Source organism: Brasilonema sp. UFV-L1 (genome assembly GCF_012912105.1).
Lineage (GTDB): Bacteria > Cyanobacteriota > Cyanobacteriia > Cyanobacteriales > Nostocaceae > Brasilonema.
In genome coordinates, this window is sequence record NZ_QMEA01000014.1 from 44,638 (window position 1) to 62,756 (window position 18,119).

At 41.1% G+C, this 18,119-nt stretch carries 14 protein-coding genes; 10 read left to right on the forward strand and 4 right to left on the reverse strand.

The window, feature by feature from the left end:
• Positions 1 to 277: 277 nt before the first annotated feature.
• The gene (locus tag DP117_RS06890; protein WP_169217578.1) at positions 278 to 736 is read right to left on the reverse strand and encodes a tRNA (cytidine(34)-2'-O)-methyltransferase; all 459 of its coding nucleotides are present in this window, start codon (positions 734 to 736) and stop codon (positions 278 to 280) included.
• 269 nt (positions 737 to 1,005) lie between these two features.
• A complete protein-coding gene (gene gshA / locus DP117_RS06895; RefSeq protein WP_169217579.1) occupies positions 1,006 to 2,142 on the reverse strand; it encodes a glutamate--cysteine ligase in 1,137 nt (378 codons plus the stop codon).
• Between the two features lie 166 nt (positions 2,143 to 2,308).
• Between gshA and DP117_RS06900 the strand changes: the two genes are divergently transcribed.
• From DP117_RS06900 to DP117_RS06920, 4 genes are all read left to right on the forward strand, one after another.
• Complete coding sequence (locus tag DP117_RS06900; RefSeq protein ID WP_169217580.1) at positions 2,309 to 2,530, forward strand: hypothetical protein; 222 nt, start codon at positions 2,309 to 2,311, stop codon at positions 2,528 to 2,530.
• A 48-nt stretch (positions 2,531 to 2,578) separates the two neighbouring features.
• The gene (locus DP117_RS06905; protein ID WP_169217581.1) at positions 2,579 to 3,496 is read left to right on the forward strand and encodes a histone deacetylase; all 918 of its coding nucleotides are present in this window, start codon (positions 2,579 to 2,581) and stop codon (positions 3,494 to 3,496) included.
• Positions 3,497 to 4,044: 548 nt separating this feature from the next.
• Entirely contained in the window at positions 4,045 to 4,194 is a 150-nt protein-coding gene (locus tag DP117_RS06910; RefSeq protein WP_169217582.1) for a plasmid partition protein ParG, read from the forward strand.
• A complete protein-coding gene (locus tag DP117_RS06920; protein WP_248277563.1) occupies positions 4,194 to 7,259 on the forward strand; it encodes a tetratricopeptide repeat protein in 3,066 nt (1,021 codons plus the stop codon). Before DP117_RS06910 ends, DP117_RS06920 begins: the two co-directional genes overlap by 1 nt.
• A gap of 232 nt (positions 7,260 to 7,491) precedes the next feature.
• On the opposite strand, the gene DP117_RS06925 is transcribed toward DP117_RS06920, so the two are convergent.
• Positions 7,492 to 8,364 (reverse strand): fructosamine kinase family protein, encoded by an 873-nt coding sequence (locus DP117_RS06925; protein ID WP_169217608.1) that lies wholly within the window; start codon positions 8,362 to 8,364, stop codon positions 7,492 to 7,494.
• Between the two features lie 63 nt (positions 8,365 to 8,427).
• Positions 8,428 to 9,708 (reverse strand): pitrilysin family protein, encoded by a 1,281-nt coding sequence (locus tag DP117_RS06930; protein ID WP_169217583.1) that lies wholly within the window; start codon positions 9,706 to 9,708, stop codon positions 8,428 to 8,430.
• 898 nt (positions 9,709 to 10,606) lie between these two features.
• On the opposite strand from DP117_RS06930, the gene DP117_RS06935 reads away from it, so the two are divergent.
• The 6 genes from DP117_RS06935 (at position 10,607) to DP117_RS06960 (ending at position 17,867) form a co-directional block, all read left to right on the forward strand.
• On the forward strand, positions 10,607 to 11,767 hold the full coding sequence (locus DP117_RS06935; RefSeq protein ID WP_169217584.1) for a glycosyltransferase family A protein: 1,161 nt from the start codon (positions 10,607 to 10,609) through the stop codon (positions 11,765 to 11,767).
• A 62-nt stretch (positions 11,768 to 11,829) separates the two neighbouring features.
• Complete coding sequence (locus tag DP117_RS06940; protein WP_169217585.1) at positions 11,830 to 13,614, forward strand: ABC transporter ATP-binding protein; 1,785 nt, start codon at positions 11,830 to 11,832, stop codon at positions 13,612 to 13,614.
• Between the two features lie 21 nt (positions 13,615 to 13,635).
• The gene (locus DP117_RS06945) at positions 13,636 to 14,841 is read left to right on the forward strand and encodes a glycosyltransferase (RefSeq protein WP_169217586.1); all 1,206 of its coding nucleotides are present in this window, start codon (positions 13,636 to 13,638) and stop codon (positions 14,839 to 14,841) included.
• Positions 14,838 to 16,109: a glycosyltransferase gene (locus DP117_RS06950; protein ID WP_169217587.1), complete on the forward strand. Its 1,272-nt coding sequence runs from the start codon at positions 14,838 to 14,840 to the stop codon at positions 16,107 to 16,109. The genes DP117_RS06945 and DP117_RS06950 overlap by 4 nt, the downstream gene beginning before the upstream one ends.
• 154 nt (positions 16,110 to 16,263) lie before the next feature.
• Positions 16,264 to 17,010, forward strand: coding sequence for a class I SAM-dependent methyltransferase (locus tag DP117_RS06955; RefSeq protein WP_169217588.1), 747 nt, complete (start codon positions 16,264 to 16,266; stop codon positions 17,008 to 17,010).
• Positions 17,010 to 17,867 carry a class I SAM-dependent methyltransferase gene (locus DP117_RS06960; protein ID WP_169217589.1) on the forward strand — a complete coding sequence of 286 codons (858 nt, stop codon included), beginning with the start codon at positions 17,010 to 17,012 and terminating at the stop codon, positions 17,865 to 17,867. The genes DP117_RS06955 and DP117_RS06960 overlap by 1 nt, the downstream gene beginning before the upstream one ends.
• The last annotated feature ends 252 nt before the right edge of the window (positions 17,868 to 18,119 follow it).

Consider the following 18,119-nt stretch of genomic DNA (forward strand, 5'->3'; position numbering starts at 1 on the left):
TTACGTTTCTTCTTCCCCAAAAACAACCGTATTAACGCGCAGATTTTTTTAGCTGAAATTCAAATAACACATGACTCATGTTAGCCCAAATGCTTGATATGACTTGTTTGTGATGTTTTTATTGCTGACTTCATAGTAAATTTCAATTTACAAAAATCTATCATTCAACATCAACGTTACTTGAAATTTCCTATAGAAATTTCTTATATTTAATTTTTCCATCATCTGCAGTTATGACTCTTCATTACTTGTAGCATATGTCACGATTCATTTAGAATTACTCTAACCCCAACTGACGGCGAGCTTCAAAAAGACCGACTGCTACACTCACCGAAAGATTTAAGCTGCGAACATTTGATTCGGTCATGGGAATGTAGAGAGTAACCTCACAAGCTGATATCACCTCAAGTGGTAAGCCTGTGGTTTCACAACCGAACAGCAACCAATCATTCGATTGAAACTGAACATCTAAGTACTTACAACGACCTTTGACACTAAAACCTAACAGTCTTCCGCCACGTGCCTGATGTACAGACTTAAAGGCTTTTAGGGATTCGTGATAGTGCAGTTTAACGTAAGGCCAGTAATCTAAGCCAGCTCTTTTGAGGTAGCGATCGCTAATTTCAAATCCCAAAGGTCCTACCAAGTGTAATTCAGTGTCTGTGGCAGCACAAGTGCGAGCAATATTACCTGTATTTGGAGGTATGAGCGGATTCACTAAAACGACCTGTGGCATTGGCGGAGAAATAAACAATATTGATGAAAAACAATTTCTGATATTTTATAAATCTACCTTAAGATATAATATTTATATAATTTTTATTAATGTTTTTCATCTCTGTCTATTGATTAGAAATTTTAAACATTTATGAAACAAATCTCAGAATCTCTGAGAGATATCTGAGATACATTAAGATTTCTCAATTTATGTGTCGTTATTTTGAGTTAAACTGATGCTTAGCACAAAATAGTATCGTCAGCGACGAAGAATTGATGAAGTTCTGACTAAGCAACTAGAAGAGAACACAATTTGTCTTCTAGTTCCATTTCGCGTTCTATTGTTGTACGGATAGCTTGAGTGATAACGTGTTTTTCACTCAAGCCTAGTGCATGTAGTTGCAGCCATTGTTGAGCTTCGTTACCTTCACGCAGGATTTTTTGTAATGGTGAAAGGAAACAAGCAAAGCCATGCTGTTTCGCGATCGCCCAAACGTCTTGATAAATTTCGGCAATCCAATCTCTGGCTAAAATGCTGCTACCATCTTGCCAATGGGTGAGTTGAGCATCAAGGCTAGAAGTTGCGGCTGCGGATTCGTTGGCGTAGCTTAAAAAGACAAGTTCGTCTGGCGAGAAGCTGCTTTGGGTTAATGGATCAAGATCGGGATTTTTGATAACTTGGATTAAACGCGCTTCTAATAAGGCTGTGATTGCTAGTAAAGCAATTGGATCTGTGATGAGATCGCAAATTCGTAGTTCAAGGCGATTTAAATCATAAGGGCGGCGATCGCCATTTGGTCGAACTGACACCCAAAGATGACGAACATTTTGCATCCCTCCAGCCATCAGCTGGTTTTCCACCCATTCAATGTGGTGGGCGTGGCTTTCAAATAACGGTACTTGAGAAGGCGTTTGCGGAAACACACTCCAGCGTGTGGAATGGTAACCTGTTGTTTTGCCATTGAGGAAGGGAGACGACGCACTTAAGGCAAGAAATAAAGGTGCTTCTTGCCTAATCACCCGACACGCCCGCATTAAGACTTCTGGATTGCTAATTCCTATATTGATGTGAATGCTGGCGGTCACGACTTTGGTACCATATGTTTGTTCAATGTAGTCGTGATAGGGGTTTGTTGGATCAGAGCGAAAAAAGCGATCGCCTCCACCTAAAGATAGAGTGCTTCCTGGAATGAGCGTGTAATCACCCAATTCCTTGATAAAGTTCCTGAGTTTGAGCCGGGGACGCAACAAGGCACATAAAAGCTGATCGTAATTTCGTGCTGGTGCTGTTATGTATTCTACATTTCGACTATCTGGCTCTCGGACAAATCCATCCAAAGATGCAACAATCTTGTCGGAGAGTCCGACGATATCACCACTGGGCGTGCCAGTGTACATCTCAATTTCAAAGCCTTTCAATAGCACTGGTTTGTTCTCCTCGGCTCTCCCTACTTCTAGATTGTATCGAAGGCAACGAAATTCTGCTTATGACGTTAGGGTTAATTAACACTATCCTCAATTTAAGCCCCAAGATGGTGTGTACTTCCAACAGCACAGTTTAAGCTCAGACGTGTAAGGTTGTGGAAAAATTATGTCTAGCAACGAAACGACTCCTAATCAAGCTGAAAAAACAAATCCACAAAGTGAGGAATCACAATTAAGTCCCGAAATGCGTGACTTAATTAAACATCCTCCAAAAATGGATGATGTCATGCTGAATCTGTCGCCAGAAGAACGTCGGGGGAATCCAGCTGTAGTACCAGAAATGCTAGATGAACCAAGCGATGAAATCATTGGCTTTACTAAAGAGTAGTCAGTATACAATTTCAATTAGTATCTCACTGCTGACTTCAGTTGCTCTATGTTGCCAGTCATCTATTCCGATGAGTTTCTGGATCACAAGACTGGATCTTTCCATCCAGAAAAACCAGAACGTTTGACGGCGATCGCCACCGCCTTGAAAGACGCTGCATTTGCACAACACATTGAATGGCGCTTACCCACTCCACCCCAAAAGCGTTCTGTCATTTCTGTGTTGGAACAAGCACACACCCGGCGTTACATCAAAAAAGTTCAAGAAATAGCTCTTTCTGGCGGCGGTTATTTGGATGGAGATACGCCTGTTTCTGCGCGCAGTTATGATGTTGCTTTGTTAGCGGTGAGTGCTTGGTTGGATGGAGTTGATGCTGTACTGGAAACTGGTAAACCAGCTTTTGTCTTAGCGCGTCCACCAGGACATCATGCTGAAAGTGATACGGGGATGGGGTTTTGCTTGTTTTCCAATGCGGCGATCGCTGCTCTTTATGCTCTACAACAACCAGCAATTAACCGTGTCGCCATCCTTGACTGGGATGTACATCACGGTAATGGTACGCAGGAAATAGTAGAAAAGTATTCACAAATTGCTTACTGTTCTCTGCATCAGTACCCGTGTTACCCAGGAACTGGACATCATACAGAGCATGGTTTTCATCAAAATGTGTTGAATTTGCCTTTTCCTCCTGGCAGTGATATCGAAATATACCAACCTATTTTTCAAAACAAGGTTTTGCCTTTTTTATCCAGTTTTCAGCCGGATTTACTGATTGTGAGTGCAGGTTACGACGCCAACGCTGATGATCCGTTGGCTAGTATCAATTTGCAACCGCAAGATTATGGTTTATTCACAGATTATTGTCTGGGAATAACTCGTAAAATTCTGTTTGGCTTGGAAGGCGGTTACGATTTTGATACACTCTCCAAGTCGGTTGTTGCAACAATTGAGCGCTGTGTCGCATGAGAAGTCAGTAGACTTGTTCGCAGTGCAAAATTGTAGAAAAAATCTCATGATAAACTTAATTAATAATCAAGAGTTATAAGTAAGTCGGCACAAATAAACCGAAGCATGTAACAGAATGTAAAGTACGCCAAATCCTTGTGATTGCTACCCTGCGGGAAGCCCCCTCCGGGGTCTACGTTTCACTCCGTTCCACTCGCTGCGGACATACCTTGAAATTTTTACGCCGACTTACTTATCATGTCCGCTTAAATGCTTGTCCGCAGCGTTAGCGTAGCGTGCCCGGAGGGCATACGTAGCGATAGCGGAGTGAAGCAATCCCAGACTCTCGCGATTGCTACCCTGCGGGAAGCCCCCTCCGGGGTCTACGTTTCACTCCGTTCCACTCGCTGCGGACATATCACAAGTAATTTGCCGGACATGGTATTAAACCAATAACCAAACAGATCAATCGCTCTAAAATTTATAAGTTTGTCCGAAACCAGACATTGTACATTTGTAGATTTGTTTGGATACAATTTTTTCTACAAGCTTTAAACTCTGTAAAACTGATGCACATTAGTATCGCTGACGATATCAAGAAACGCTTTCACGCAGCCTGTGCTATCCGTGGGCTGAAGATGAGCCAAGTGATAACTGAACTAGTTGAACAGTGGTTAAAAACAAACGAAGTTACTTCATCGAGTGATCCCAAAGCCTGATGAAGAAGATTTTAATTTTATCAGCCAATCCTATAAATACAAATAACTTGCGCTTGGATGAAGAAGTACGAGAAATTCAAGCAGCGTGGGAACGCGCCCTCAATAGAGAAAATTTTGAATTGATTAATAAAGGTGCAGTTCGTATTGATGAGTTGCGTCGTACATTGTTAGATCATAAACCACAAATAGTACATTTTTCCGGTCACGGTACTGGGACAAATGGCTTAGTTCTGGAAAATAACTCAGGTGAGGCGCAAATAGTAAGTACGCAATCACTCTCACGTTTTTTTGAGTTATCAAAAGAGCAAGTAGAGTGTGTTTTACTAAACGCTTGCTATTCCGAGACTCAAGCTGAAGCAATTTTTCAACATATTGATTGTGTCATTGGTATGGGACAATCTATTCCAGACAATTCTGCTATCCTTTTTTCCAAAGGATTTTATGATGCTATTTTTGGTGGCAGAAACTACGCAGATGCTTTTAAATTTGGTTGTAATAATATAGATTTAAATAATCTTTCGGAATTTAATACTCCCACAATAAAAATTAGACATAGAGATTTTAGTCCGGAAGACTCAATCACAACTCAACCATATACACCGTTGTTCTTTATTGGCACGGTAGTATTTGGTTTGATAATTAGTTTACTAGGACTTTTCCGGTTAGTACTTAACGATTATGGATTAATAACTCGTATTTTACTAGGTTTTGGTCTCATTATTTTTTGGCTCTGTTGTGCATACATCTACTATCCCTCAAGTCGAATTGCTGGTTTTAATATCAATTTCTTTAGACGATTCAAACAATACAAAAAATTACGGCGTTTGGCTCTAGCAGGGATGGTGATTATACCTCTTTGGGGTATAACTGGATTTTATATATTGGAACTCCCAACCAAAGACATTATTGTTCTTCTCGCTGATTTTGAAACTTCTGCTGAGCAAAAAAACTATCGTGTGACTCAAAATATCTTTAATAAGCTAAATGATGCCTTTCAACAATATCCTGATGTCAAACTACAACGTTTAAACAAAATAATTACTAACCGTCAAGATGCCGTTAGTGAAGGAGAAAGTCAGAAAGCTAGTATTGTCATCTGGGGTAATTATGGCGTAACAAGTACAAATACACAGTTGAGTCCACATTTTGAAGTATTGCAAACCTTAGAATACTTACCTGAAATAGGTTCGTTAGAACAGACGGCTAGCATCTCTGAATTAAATAGTTTTCAATTGCAATTACGTCTTTCAAAACAGATGAGTTATTTGACTCATTTTACTGTGGGATTAATTCGTTACAGAGTTAGTGATTGGGAAAAAGCTATAACCAATTTTAGCGAAGCTTTGGAACAGGGGGATGATTCAAACAAAGCGTTAAACCAGAAAATAATCTACTTTTACCGAGGAACTTCTTACTTCTCTAAAAAAGACTATGACCGCGCTATAGCTGATTTTAACCAAGCTATTAAACTTGACCAAAACGATGCCTACGCTTACAACAACAGAGGAACTTCTTACTTCTCTAAAAAAGACTATGACCGCGCTATAGCTGATTTTAACCAAGCTATTAAACTTGACCCGAACGATGCCCTAGCTTACAAAAATCGAGGAAATTTTTACGACGAAAAAAAAGACTATGACCGCGCTGTAGCTGATTATAACCAAGCTATTAAACTTAACCCAAATGATGCCCCAGCTTACAACAACCGAGGAGTTTCTTACGCTAATAAAAAAGACGATGAACGCGCTATCGGTGATTATAACCAAGCTATTAAACTTGACCCGAACGATGCCAAAGCTTACTACAACCGAGGAGTTTCTTACGCCAATAAAAAAGACTATGACCGCGCTATAGCTGATTATAACCAAGCTATTAAACTTAACTCGAACTATGCCGCAGCTTACAACAACCGAGGACTTTCTTACGACAATAAAAAAGACTATGACCGCGCGATAGCTGATTTGAATCAAGCTATTAAACTTAACCCGAACTATGCCGCAGCTTACAACAACCGAGGACTTTCTTATGCTAATAAAAAAGACTATGGCCGCGCTATAGCTGATTATAACCAAGCTATTAAACTTGACCAGAACTATGCCTCAGCTTACTACAACCGAGGACTTTCTTACGACAATAAAAAAGACTATGACCGCGCGATAGCTGATTTGAATCAAGCTATTAAACTTAACCCGAACGATGCCACAGCTTACTACAATCGAGGACTTTCTTACGCCAATAAAAAAGATTATGACCACGCGATAGCTGATTTTAACCAAGCTATTAAACTTGACCCAAACGATGCCCTAGCTTACAACAACCGAGGACTTTCTTACAACAATAAAAAAGACTATGACCGCGCGATAGCTGATTATACCCAAGCTATTAAACTTGACCAGAACTATGCCTCAGCTTACTACAACCGAGGACTTTCTTACGACAATAAAAAAGACTATGACCGCGCGATAGCTGATTTGAATCAAGCTATTAAACTTAACCCGAACGATGCCACAGCTTACTACAATCGAGGACTTTCTTACGCCAATAAAAAAGATTATGACCACGCGATAGCTGATTTTAACCAAGCTATTAAACTTGACCCAAACGATGCCACAGCTTACTACAACCGAGGACTTTCTTACGCCTATAAAAAAGACGATGACCACGCGATAGCTGATTATACCCAAGCTATTAAACTTGACCCGAACTATGCCGCAGCTTACAACAACCGAGGATATTCTTATTTGTATAAAAAAGACTATGACCGTGCGATAGCTGATTTTAACCAAGCTATTAAACTTGACCCGAAGGATGCCGCAGCTTATGATAGCCGATGTGAGCTATACCGTATTAAGAAAGACTATGATCGTGCTATAGCCAATTGTAAGCAAGCTATAATACTTGACCCAAACTATGCCGCAGCTTACAACAACCGAGGGTTAGTTTATAAGAATAAGGGCAATAAAGATAAAGCTATACAAGACTTCCAAAAAATCTTGCAATTAAATAATGATGTTGAATTGAACGAAAAAGCAAAACAAGAACTTAAAGAACTAAGCACAAAATAATAACAATAGATAAGGTAGGTTGGGGAACCAGCGCGAATGACGGCTTTCCCGACCTAGGCAAGTCTGGCGTTTAAGCGTAGCACAACCCAACAACAAACGTTTTGTGTTGGGTTTCCTGGCGTCAAACGCCACGCGCCTCAAGCCGGGGAACCCGTCCACGGCGGTGGCTCCCCAACCTACTAGTGTTCCTGCGGATAACGTATAATTAATTTCTGGAAATGTCTAATGTGTCTTAGCGCGAAATCGCCAAAATCTGGGAAATCATCCGGTTGGCTTGCGATAAATAACCACCTCCAAATAAATTGAAATGGTTCAAGATGTGATACAGGTTGTAGAGAGTTTTTCTTTGCTCATATCCTTCGTCTAAGCGCCAAACTTCGTTATAACCCCGATAAAACGCAGGTGAGAAACCACCGAATAATTCTGTCATGGCGATATCAACTTCGCGATCGCCATAATAAGTCGCTGGATCGAAAATCACTGGTTCTCCTGAAACAGTACACCCAGCATTTCCTCCCCACAAGTCACCATGTACCAAAGAAGGCTGGGGTTTGTGAGTGGCGAAGAGTTCTGGTATCGCCTCTAGTAACTTTTTCTCTTGGGGAAAATCACCTCGCCTGCGTCTTCCCAACTGGAATTGATAACCAAGTCGATGTTTAGCATAAAACTCTGCCCAATCTGCTGTCCAAGTATTCACTTGAGGGGTGGAACCGATGGTATTGTTTATGTTCGACCCAAAACCTTGGTTGCTAGTAGCTTTATGCATCGCTGCTAACTTGCGCCCCATGTCTTCCCAAGATTTGGTATTACTTGAACCCATCTCTAACCATTCCAAAACTAGATAGCTAGAATCAGCGGCGGTACCCCAGCAAATCGGTTTAGGAACACGGATAGTAGCTGTTTGGTACATTTGCTGTAAACCTAGCGCCTCAGCCTCAAACATTGCGATTTGTGACGCTTGATTGAACTTGACAAAATAGGTACGCTGAGCATCACAGACACTGTAACCTTGATTTATACATCCACCACCAACAGAACGCCGTTGTGACGATTGAAATTTTTCGCCAGTGACTTGGGTAATATTGGCATCAATTTCAGTCCACATCATACAAATAGCAAATAGGGAGATGAGCAGGATGAGCGGGATAGCTTTGTGATCGTCGTTCGTCTAAGATGGTTTGATAACAACGACACCGTAAGCATCTGGGGAAAGGTACTCTTGTGCTGCTTGCATTAAGCTTGTTGCATCTTGAGCTTGAATGCGAGCTGGGTAGTTAAGTGCTGGTTTCAAGTCTCCTACGATTGATTGGTAGTAACCGTATAAAGTGGCGCGATCGCTTGGTGTTTCATTACGAAAAATAAATCTGTTAGCGACTTTTGTCCTGACACGAGCTATTTCCGCTTCCTTCACCATTTCTGTTTGCAGATTGCGGATATGCTGTACGATTGCAGCCTCTGTTGCCGATAGATTTTCTATTGTACACGAAGCTGTAATGTAAAATATCCCTTGTAACTGCTGAGTCATATTGCTCACAGAAATGTGGGAAACTAGCCCTTGCTCTTCGCGCAAATCTCGCACTAGCCTTGATGTGAATCCATGTCCTAAAATTCCGGCTAAAACATCTAACGCATAAGTTTTCTCTAATTCCTTCAACCCAGGTACTCGCCAAACCATGACTAGCCTTGCTTGCTGGAGACTTTCATCAATAAATTCTTTGCGGACAATTTCTGTAAACTGAGGTTCAGGGTGAGCTGAGTGCTGAGTGATGAGTTGTGAGTTGTCAGTCTTTGCAGCTTTGCTAAAACCTTCTGTGACAATTTGAATTAACTCTTCCACAGGTAAATTCCCTACAGCCACAGCAGTTATTGAGCGAGGTTGATACCAGGTTGCATGAAAATCTCGCATTGCTTGCGATTGCAATTGAGAAATAACAGTTTCTGGTCCCAAAACAGGACGCCGATAAGGTAACTTATCAAAAGCTGTCTCTATTGCCCGTTGAAAAGTGCGGCGACGGGGATTATCTTCGGAACGTCGAATTTCTTCTAGAACAACCAATCGTTCCCGTTCAAAGGCTTCGTTTGGTATGCTGGCATTGAGGACAACATCAATTTGCAGCGGGGCAAGCTCTGCAAAATCCTTGGGAGCAGTCGTAATGTAGTAATGAGTATAGTCTTGACTTGTGGCAGCATTAGTAATCGCACCCCGCTGTTCAATTCGACGTTCAAATTCGCCGCTTGCCAGTCGCTCAGTTCCCTTAAAAATCATATGCTCAAGAAAGTGAGCCATACCGTTAATAGAATCTGACTCGGTAGCTGAACCAACGTTAACCCACAAACTCAGGTTAACTGCTTCAGATGGCATCTGCTCTACCACAATAGTTAAACCATCAGGCAATTGGTAAAGCTTTGGAGTATTAAGATCAGGAAAGTTTAGCAAGGTAATGGTCATTTGAACTAGTGGGGTAAGCCTACACTTCTTTATCTTATGTGACGTACTCCCACAAGTCATGCAAGCATACAGTGTAGACTTCTCAGCGACTCCCGGTATCCCGTCGGACATTGGTTATATTTTTATCTTTACTTATAAAAAATGCTATAATTAATACAAGTAAATTACTGATAAACCGGTTGACTTTTTCGTCAAAAACAGGGGTTGCATGAGAAATTCTTACCACACAAGAGTCGTCATGGATCATTGTACAGAGCACACTGCCCGTTTCTGTAGCGTGTCCAGAGGATATATGGCGAGCGTATGTACTAATCGACACAACTCTGTTCAGGCTTCTCCCAAGTTGAGCTTGGGAAGACTCTATGTTTTCATCAAAAGTCTGTAAAACTGGACAAGAAAAGGAACACATATGCGGAGAAATTTGTCAACAAGACTAGTGACTGAGAATAAACTGCCTATGCATACCACTACTACAGGCAACTAGGTACATACCACGATAACTCGTGGAGTTTTGCAGTTTGACACAGGTTCCACCCAAAGCTGAGTGCAGAGTCAAGAACAGAGCATTTGTGCGCTCACCCACTCGTACAAATGGAAATCTATTTCTAACTCAGCATCTTAGGCTAATATTTTATTAATGAGCAAACCCTTACACAGTCTCCTTTTTAGGAGAATAGTATTCTCATTACCTGCATATGCTGTCAGTCAATTAGCTGTTTCAATCAAGTATTTGCAAATGTCAAGTTAACTTTCACCGCTCGTTGTGCGAAATCTCATTTTTATTTCGCAAGTTAAGCATGTTTGAAGCGAAAAAATCTTTTTTCGTATTGCGAAATCTTTATCTGGTTTCACTTTCTGTTTAGCTCGTTAACGCATTACCCACAATACGGTGAATAAAATGAAGAGTGATTTCCCATTAGTGTCAGTTATCATTCCTGCATATAATGCAGAACCTTTCATCGGTCGAACTTTACAATCAGTCATATCTCAAACGTATCAAAACATAGAAGTTTTAGTTGTTGACGATGGTTCGCGAGATAAAACACCCAAAATCGTAGAATCTTTTGCTCAAAAAGACAGTCGCATCACTCTTTTGAGACAACAAAATGCAGGAGTAGCATCAGCTCGTAATTTAGCAATTGAAAATTCTAAAGGTGAATACATTGCACCACTAGATGCTGATGATATCTGGTATCCCCAGAAAATAGAAAAACAAGTGCAATGTATGTTAAAAGCAGACGAATCGGTGGGATTGGTCTATTCCTGGTCAGTGTTTATTGATGAAGAAGATGTCATAATTGGACAGTACAATCCTCATCACCATTTAAATGTTCTCAGCATAGAAGGAGAGGTTTACCCAGCACTGCTATATACGAACTTTATCAGCAGTGCAAGTGTTCCTCTGATTCGTCGAGTTTGTTTTGAGAAAGTTGGTGGTTATAACCGCAAACTCAAAGAGCAGAATGCACAAGGTTGTGAGGATTGGGATATTTACTTGCGTATTGCTGAAAAGTATCAATTTCGAGTTGTACCTGAGTTTTTGATTGGGTATCGTCAGGTCAAGGCAAGTATGTCCAACAGTTGTAAGGCAATGGCGAAGTCTTACAATCTATTTATGGGAGAATTTAAGAAAAAACACCCAGAAATTCCGACTCACATATATAACTGGTCTGAAAGTTCTTATTATGTCTATCTTGCATGGAAAAGTAGGGCAAGTGGAGATTATTGGAGTACACTAACTTGGTTTTACAAGAGCATTAGACTAGACTATAGTCCATTATTACTTCGACCAGTTCATCAATGCATTATAGAATGCCTTGTCAAAATTGCAGCTAAGCCAATTACATCTTTGATTTGGCCAGACCATAATTCTTGGTTGCAGTTTCAGGAAAAACTGAATTCCCGAAAAGATAAAGTGGCGGTTAGTCAATTAACTACAGTTTCTGATGTCCAAAAGCAAATATCTCAATCTAACGCGCTTCCGCTGAAACCGCACGCAATAATTATGTGGAAAAGATGGTTAAAAGTTCTGGAGCTTTGTCGTGAATTATCCCATTAAGTAAAGTGTTCAAAGGTTTTTCATATTTTCCTGAAACCTTCATGTAAAAAAAGGGGAACAACATGACAGAGGCAAAGGTAATAAAAACTTTATTACCAATACTGAAAATCTACCGTTGGGCAATTCCTATAATCATCATATTAGGAGTTTTGTCAGCATTTTTTGAAGGATTTGGGATTATTTTATTTATCCCTCTTCTACAAAGTAACGATTCTCAAACAACAAGTAATAGTGCTTTTGTAAATGTTCTGACAAAATTTTTTGTGAATGTTTCAGACAATGAACGTTTTGCTATTATCGCTTTTTGTATACTGGGCAGTATACTTTTGAAAAACTGCCTTTTTTATAGCAACACGGTTTTGTTTGCTTGGTTGAATTCACGAATTGGACATCGATTGCGTTCAGGGATTTTTAATCAACTGTTGAGTGTCAGCTATTCCTTTTTAGAAGGTAGTGATTCAGGTAAGTTGATAAACACTCTGGCAAGAGAAACATGGCAAACTGGTACAGCTTTATCAACTCTAGTAACCCTGACTATTACTATTTGCACAGTCACTGTTTATGTAACTCTGCTGTTGCTTATCTCTTGGCAACTCACTTTAATAGTGAGTGTCTCGATGGTACTCATTTCCCTTTTTATCCAGTTCGTGACTCGCCAAGTAAAAGTTTTGGGAGAACAAGCTGTAGAAGCTAATTCCGATTTGGCAATCCGTATGTGGGAAGGGCTCGCAGGAATGAAGGTGATTCGAGCCTTTGGACGTGAATCTTATGAGCAACAACGTTTCGATACAGCATCAAAAAAGGTCGTTAACACCTTTTTAAAACTCGACATCGTTTCTGGATCTGTACAGCCAATATCTGAAGTATTATCGTCTCTTCTCATCCTGTGTATTCTGGTAGTTGCCTTACTGAAAGGTCTAAGTACCATTACGACGTTGCTGGCTTTCATTTTTCTTCTTTACCGCTTACAACCACAGGTAAAACTATTGGAAAGTACGCGGGTTACACTGATAGGTTTGACAAGTTCTGTCCAGGATGTCATGTACTTTTTAGATAGGTCTGATAAACCTTACATTCATTCTGGTAATATTCCCTTGAAAAGTTTAGAACAAGGAATCTATTTTGAATCAGTAAACTTCCGCTACAATCCTCAAGAAGATCTGGCACTTCAAGATGTGTCAATTTGTTTTCCTAAGGGTAAAACAACTGCGATTGTCGGTCCTTCAGGTGCGGGAAAGTCCACATTAATTAGCTTGATATGTCGTTTTTCTGATGTGACATCAGGCGAAATTTATGTAGATAAGTACCCCTTACGAGAACTGAACATAACTGACTGGCGTCATCAAATTGCGATTGTTAGCCAGGATGTGTACATGTTTAGTACAACCGTCATGGAGAATATTGCCTATGGTCGGTTAGATGCAACAGAAACCGAAATCATAGAAGCGGCAAAACTTGCCAATGCTCATGACTTTATCATGCAACTGCCCGAAGGTTACTCCACAAAAGTAGGCGATCGCGGAGTCAGGCTTTCAGGAGGACAAAGACAGCGTATTGCTTTAGCCCGCGCTATCATCCGCAATCCACAGATTCTCATTCTAGATGAAGCGACGAATGCTCTTGATACTATTTCTGAACACTTGATTCAAGAAGCCCTCAATACCCTGAGTCAAAGCCGTACAGTCATTGTCATCGCTCATCGTCTGTCTACAATCGAACAAGCCGATCAAATTATTGTGGTTGATAAAGGACGAGTTATCGAACAAGGTAACCTCCAACAGTTACTTGAGCAAGACGGTTTGTTTGCTCAACTTTATCATTTGCAATATCGCAATGCTTCCATTTGACAAAGCAAGGTTAAGCGTTTTATGCCTTACAGCATCATCGAAATCGAAGTCACTCAACCTTTGCCCACTATCTCACTTTCAGAAAGTGACACAGGTATTGCGTTGATTTTACGACGTAAAGATCAGCCCATCGGCTTTTTGATGCAAGCACTACCAGCAAAAAGTGTGCTTAGCCCGGAAGATTTAGCTCAATTGATTGCTAAGGAAGTTGGAACTAAACTCCTTCAGGAAAGTATACGAGAAGAATTAATTGCTAAAATCGATTTCAAACCACTCCCTTCGGTAACGGTAGCAATTTGTACAAAAGACCGACCTGATGATTTAGCTCGTTGTCTAAATCATTTACTGGCGCTTAAAAGTGCAGACGACGCTTTTGAAGTGCTGGTGGTTGATAATGCTTCTAGTGATGAACGAACACACCAAGTTTGCAGTGCATTACCTGGGGTGCGCTACGTTCGAGAAATGAAAGGCGGTTTGGGCTTTGCCCGAAATCGGGCACTCCAGGAAGCAACAGGCGAGATGATAGCCTTTATTGATGATGATGTGGTGGTAGATCGTCAGTGGTGGCGCGGATTGACAGCAGCGATTGCCGAAAATCCTGATGCAGCAGCTTTTACTGGTTTAGTTTTACCCTATGAACTCGTAACACAAGCGCAAATTTTGTTTGAAGAACGAGGTGGTTTTCGTCGCGGCTTTGAGAAAATTCACTACGGACAAGTCTTACCAGGTAATAGTTTTTATCCGTGTGGGGCAGGAATGTTTGGAGCTGGATGCAATATGACATTTCGCACAGAGGTTTTACTCAAACTTGGTGGTTTTGACGAAGCCCTCGCAGCCCCTCGCCCAGGAGGTGATGATTTAGATATTTTTTATCGGGTGATTCGAGAGGGCTATTCACTGGCTTATGAACCTCGATATATGGTTTTTCATAGACATCGTCGGGAATATGAAAAACTGCGTCATCAATATTGGACTTGGGGTTTGGGACTTATGGCATTTATGGTGAAGTCCTACACAAGTGACGCTGCTAAACGTTCTGCGTTGAGCAAAACTATTCTCTGGTGGTTCAAAGACGAGTTGCGTCAAATCAAGCAATGTCTGAGAAATCAGCATCCCCTACCGTTAGAGATGATCCTGGCAGAATTGTGGGGTGGTGTTGTTGGAATTTTAGGAGAATACCCTCGTTCACTACGACGTGCAGAACAAATTCGGAGGCAATTTTCATGAATAGCTTTGCTCCTTGGAAGGTTTTGCACATTGAATTGAGTGAAGACATCCCTGTACTTAGGGTGGAACCAAAGTATCAAGGTATCTATGCGGTTTTCTGGTGGTGTGGAATTCCCTTAGCTCATGAGGAAATTTCAGCAGTAAATTTGCCAATGTCTGCTACGCAACTCGTGAATTTAGCTGTGCAAAAGATTACACCAGCAGTGGGCGATCGCCTCTTAAATCACGGTTTCAAAGCACCTTTGGCTGGTATGTCCCAAAACCCTTCGAGGGATACACCACCTGAGTTTCAATCGCTGATAGCATTAGAGCAACCCCTCCAAAAACTCCAAGAACACAGCTTGCAATCTGTGAGTGCTTCTGTTTCCGTAGTGGTGTGTACGCGAAATCGACCGGAACAGTTGGTGCGATGCTTGCGATCGCTGCAAAAGTTGTCGCCATCACCACAGCAGATTATAGTCGTTGATAATGCTCCTTCGGACGACGCTACACGCCAATTGGTTGCACAAATGCCCGGTATCCAGTACGTGTTAGAATCTCGTCCAGGGCTGAGTGTTGCCCGTAATACTGGCATTCGCCATAGTACCGGCGACATTATTGCTTTCACGGATGATGATGTAGAAGTTCATCCTGACTGGATTGCACGATTGCAACAAAGCTTTGAAAATCCAAAGGTGATGGCTGTGACTGGGCTAGTTCTCCCAGGAGAACTAGAAACAGAATCACAAGTTGCTTTTGAAAAAGGCTTTGGAGGATTTAATCGAGGATACCGTGTTCTAACTTTTGATTCTCAGTTTTTTGAGGAGATGAAGTCGCGAGGTGTTCCTGTTTGGTATATTGGTGCTGGAGCGAATATGGCTTTCCAGCGTCAGGTGTTTGAGCGAGTCGGGTACTTTGACGAACGGCTGGGCGCAGGTGCTTCAGGATGTAGTGAGGATTCAGAATTCTGGTACAGAATCTTAGCTGAAGGTTGGTTTTGTCGCTATGAACCAACAGCTGTCGTTTATCACTACCATCGCAGTGACTTAGATAAACTTAAACAACAAATGTATCAGTATATGCGTGGTCATGTGGCAGCTCTTTTGATTCAGTTTGCTAGATATAATCATTGGGGTAATTTGCATCGTCTGTTTGTTGCTTTACCTAAATACTATACTCGGCGGTTTTTATCCGGACTTTTCAAGGACTTGACATTGTTCAACAAAATGCTTTTTGTAGAAGTCTTAGGCTGTTTTTCAGGAGTGAAATACTACTTACAGAATAAATAGTCTACTTATCTTTGACAACCAAAAAAGACATTGGAATCAGAAAAACAGCGTTTTTGGTATTGCAATCAACTTCTCAATAAGAAGCTGAAAAAAGAAAGCTGTTTTGTCAAAATCCGCATACTTAGACTTTACATTCTTAGCTCAGGGCGTATTTATGCATAAAGCACCATTGACTGATTTTCTGTCTCATAATCCTTTTCCTAATCCCTTGACTCAGGGATTCTTTTATCGCGAAAAGATGCGTGCTATCCACCGCATTACTCCTAACAAACCCTTTCAACAAATTTTAGAAGTAGGGGGTGGTCAAAGCGGTTTAAGTGCCCTGTTATTTCCTGAGGCGAAAATTACCAATATAGATTTAAACCCTGAATACGCGCAAGCTCCATGTAACCAACAAGAAAGGGTTCGCTTTATTTGTGCTGATGCAACTAATTTACCGTTTGAAAATGAGTCTTTTGATGCTATCACGATGTTCGACCTTTTAGAACATGTACCAGATGATCAAAAGGCAGTATTAGAGGCTTTGCGAGTCTTGCGTCCCGGTGGTTTTTTGTTAATTAGTACTCCCAATGAAAATTGGCGGTTTCCCTACTATGAATTCATGAAACCTATTTGCCCTGCTGAGACAGAAGTTATGGCCGAATGGGGTCATGTCCGACGTGGCTACACTCTAGCAGAACTTCAAGCTTTGATAAATTTGCCTTACCGGGAATATGCTACATTCATTAACCCCCTAACAGTTTTTTGTCATGATATTGCATTTTCACGCTTATCTCATCGTCAGCGTCAATTATTGTGTACAGTGGTGAGTCCACTGACATGGCTGAGTTATTATCTCCATAAACCACAAGCAATAGGTACAGAAACCGCGTCGGCTTGGCAAAAGGGAGAGGAAAAGTGATGACTAATCTATTTGAGATCAAAACTAATTTGAGACGAATTTTGCAGAAAGCAAATATATTAAAACAGCCTAGGATTGCGTATGATCCTCAACTCATTCCACCACTAGATCTCATGCGTGAGGAAGGGATTGATGTCCTCGAAGAGTGGTTTCGCTGGTCTGAAGAATGGAGTATGCTCCTGCGCGTTTATGGTGGGATAACCAAGAACAGCAATGTACTTGAGATTGGTTGCGGACTGGGGCGAATCGCTTTTCCTCTACGCTATTTGCTATCTTCTGATGGCTCTTACGATGGCTTTGAAATTTGCCACGACAAGGTAATCTTTTTGCAGAAAACCTTTCATAAGGCGTATCCAAACTTCCGTTTTCTTTGGGCAAACATCCACAACACCTATTACAATCCTAAGGGTGAAGTCAATCCTGTTGACTACCGTTTTCCCTATCCCGACAACTCTTTTGATATTGTTTATGCAGCCTCTGTGTTTACTCATATGCTACCTGAAACGACCGCCAATTACTTCCAACAGGCGGCGCGGGTGTTAAAGCCAGATGGACGTTGTTTGTTCAGTTTCTTTGTGCTTGATAATTACCAACCCGGACAACCAAGACCTTTAGGATTTGCACGACCCGATTTCAATTTCGACCATCATTATGGCGACAACGGTAATGATTTTGCTATTGTCACACCAGAAAACCCAGAATATATGACAGCATACAGCCTAGATCTGATTAAACGCCTTGCAGCACAAGCAGGTTTAGAGTTAGTTCAGGCCCCTTTACCAGGACTGTGGTCAGGAAGTACGTCTACTTGGATCGGTGCGCAAGACCTTGTGATTCTCAAGGTGTCTTCTTCTTAAGAAGAAAATTTCATAAAAGCAACGTAGGTGATAGAGTAGATAGCGACAATTTTTTTATCATTTTCCTCTGTAAGTGAATCTTAACAGAGGATTTTGCTCTATCTGTTGTTAGATTATTCCATAATTAACAACTTGAGTTACGACTCAAACAAAACCAATTCGCGTTTTGTTGCATAGAAGTCACTCGAACCAGAAAACGTTGAATATCAGGGATTTAAGTCAGATGAACTTAATAACAAATACGGTACAAAA

Bases quoted from the DNA above. Each gene is read 5' to 3' on its own strand.
- DP117_RS06890 (WP_169217578.1), bottom strand. From the start codon at position 736: ATGCCACAGGTCGTTTTAGTGAATCCGCTCATACCTCCAAATACAGGT.
- DP117_RS06900 (WP_169217580.1), top strand. From the start codon at position 2,309: ATGTCTAGCAACGAAACGACTCCTAATCAAGCTGAAAAAACAAATCCA.
- DP117_RS06905 (WP_169217581.1), top strand. From the start codon at position 2,579: ATGTTGCCAGTCATCTATTCCGATGAGTTTCTGGATCACAAGACTGGA.
- DP117_RS06910 (WP_169217582.1), top strand. From the start codon at position 4,045: ATGCACATTAGTATCGCTGACGATATCAAGAAACGCTTTCACGCAGCC.
- DP117_RS06920 (WP_248277563.1), top strand. From the start codon at position 4,194: ATGAAGAAGATTTTAATTTTATCAGCCAATCCTATAAATACAAATAAC.
- DP117_RS06925 (WP_169217608.1), bottom strand. From the start codon at position 8,364: ATGTGGACTGAAATTGATGCCAATATTACCCAAGTCACTGGCGAAAAA.
- DP117_RS06930 (WP_169217583.1), bottom strand. From the start codon at position 9,708: ATGACCATTACCTTGCTAAACTTTCCTGATCTTAATACTCCAAAGCTT.
- DP117_RS06935 (WP_169217584.1), top strand. From the start codon at position 10,607: ATGAAGAGTGATTTCCCATTAGTGTCAGTTATCATTCCTGCATATAAT.
- DP117_RS06940 (WP_169217585.1), top strand. From the start codon at position 11,830: ATGACAGAGGCAAAGGTAATAAAAACTTTATTACCAATACTGAAAATC.
- DP117_RS06945 (WP_169217586.1), top strand. From the start codon at position 13,636: ATGCCTTACAGCATCATCGAAATCGAAGTCACTCAACCTTTGCCCACT.
- DP117_RS06950 (WP_169217587.1), top strand. From the start codon at position 14,838: ATGAATAGCTTTGCTCCTTGGAAGGTTTTGCACATTGAATTGAGTGAA.
- DP117_RS06955 (WP_169217588.1), top strand. From the start codon at position 16,264: ATGCATAAAGCACCATTGACTGATTTTCTGTCTCATAATCCTTTTCCT.
- DP117_RS06960 (WP_169217589.1), top strand. From the start codon at position 17,010: ATGACTAATCTATTTGAGATCAAAACTAATTTGAGACGAATTTTGCAG.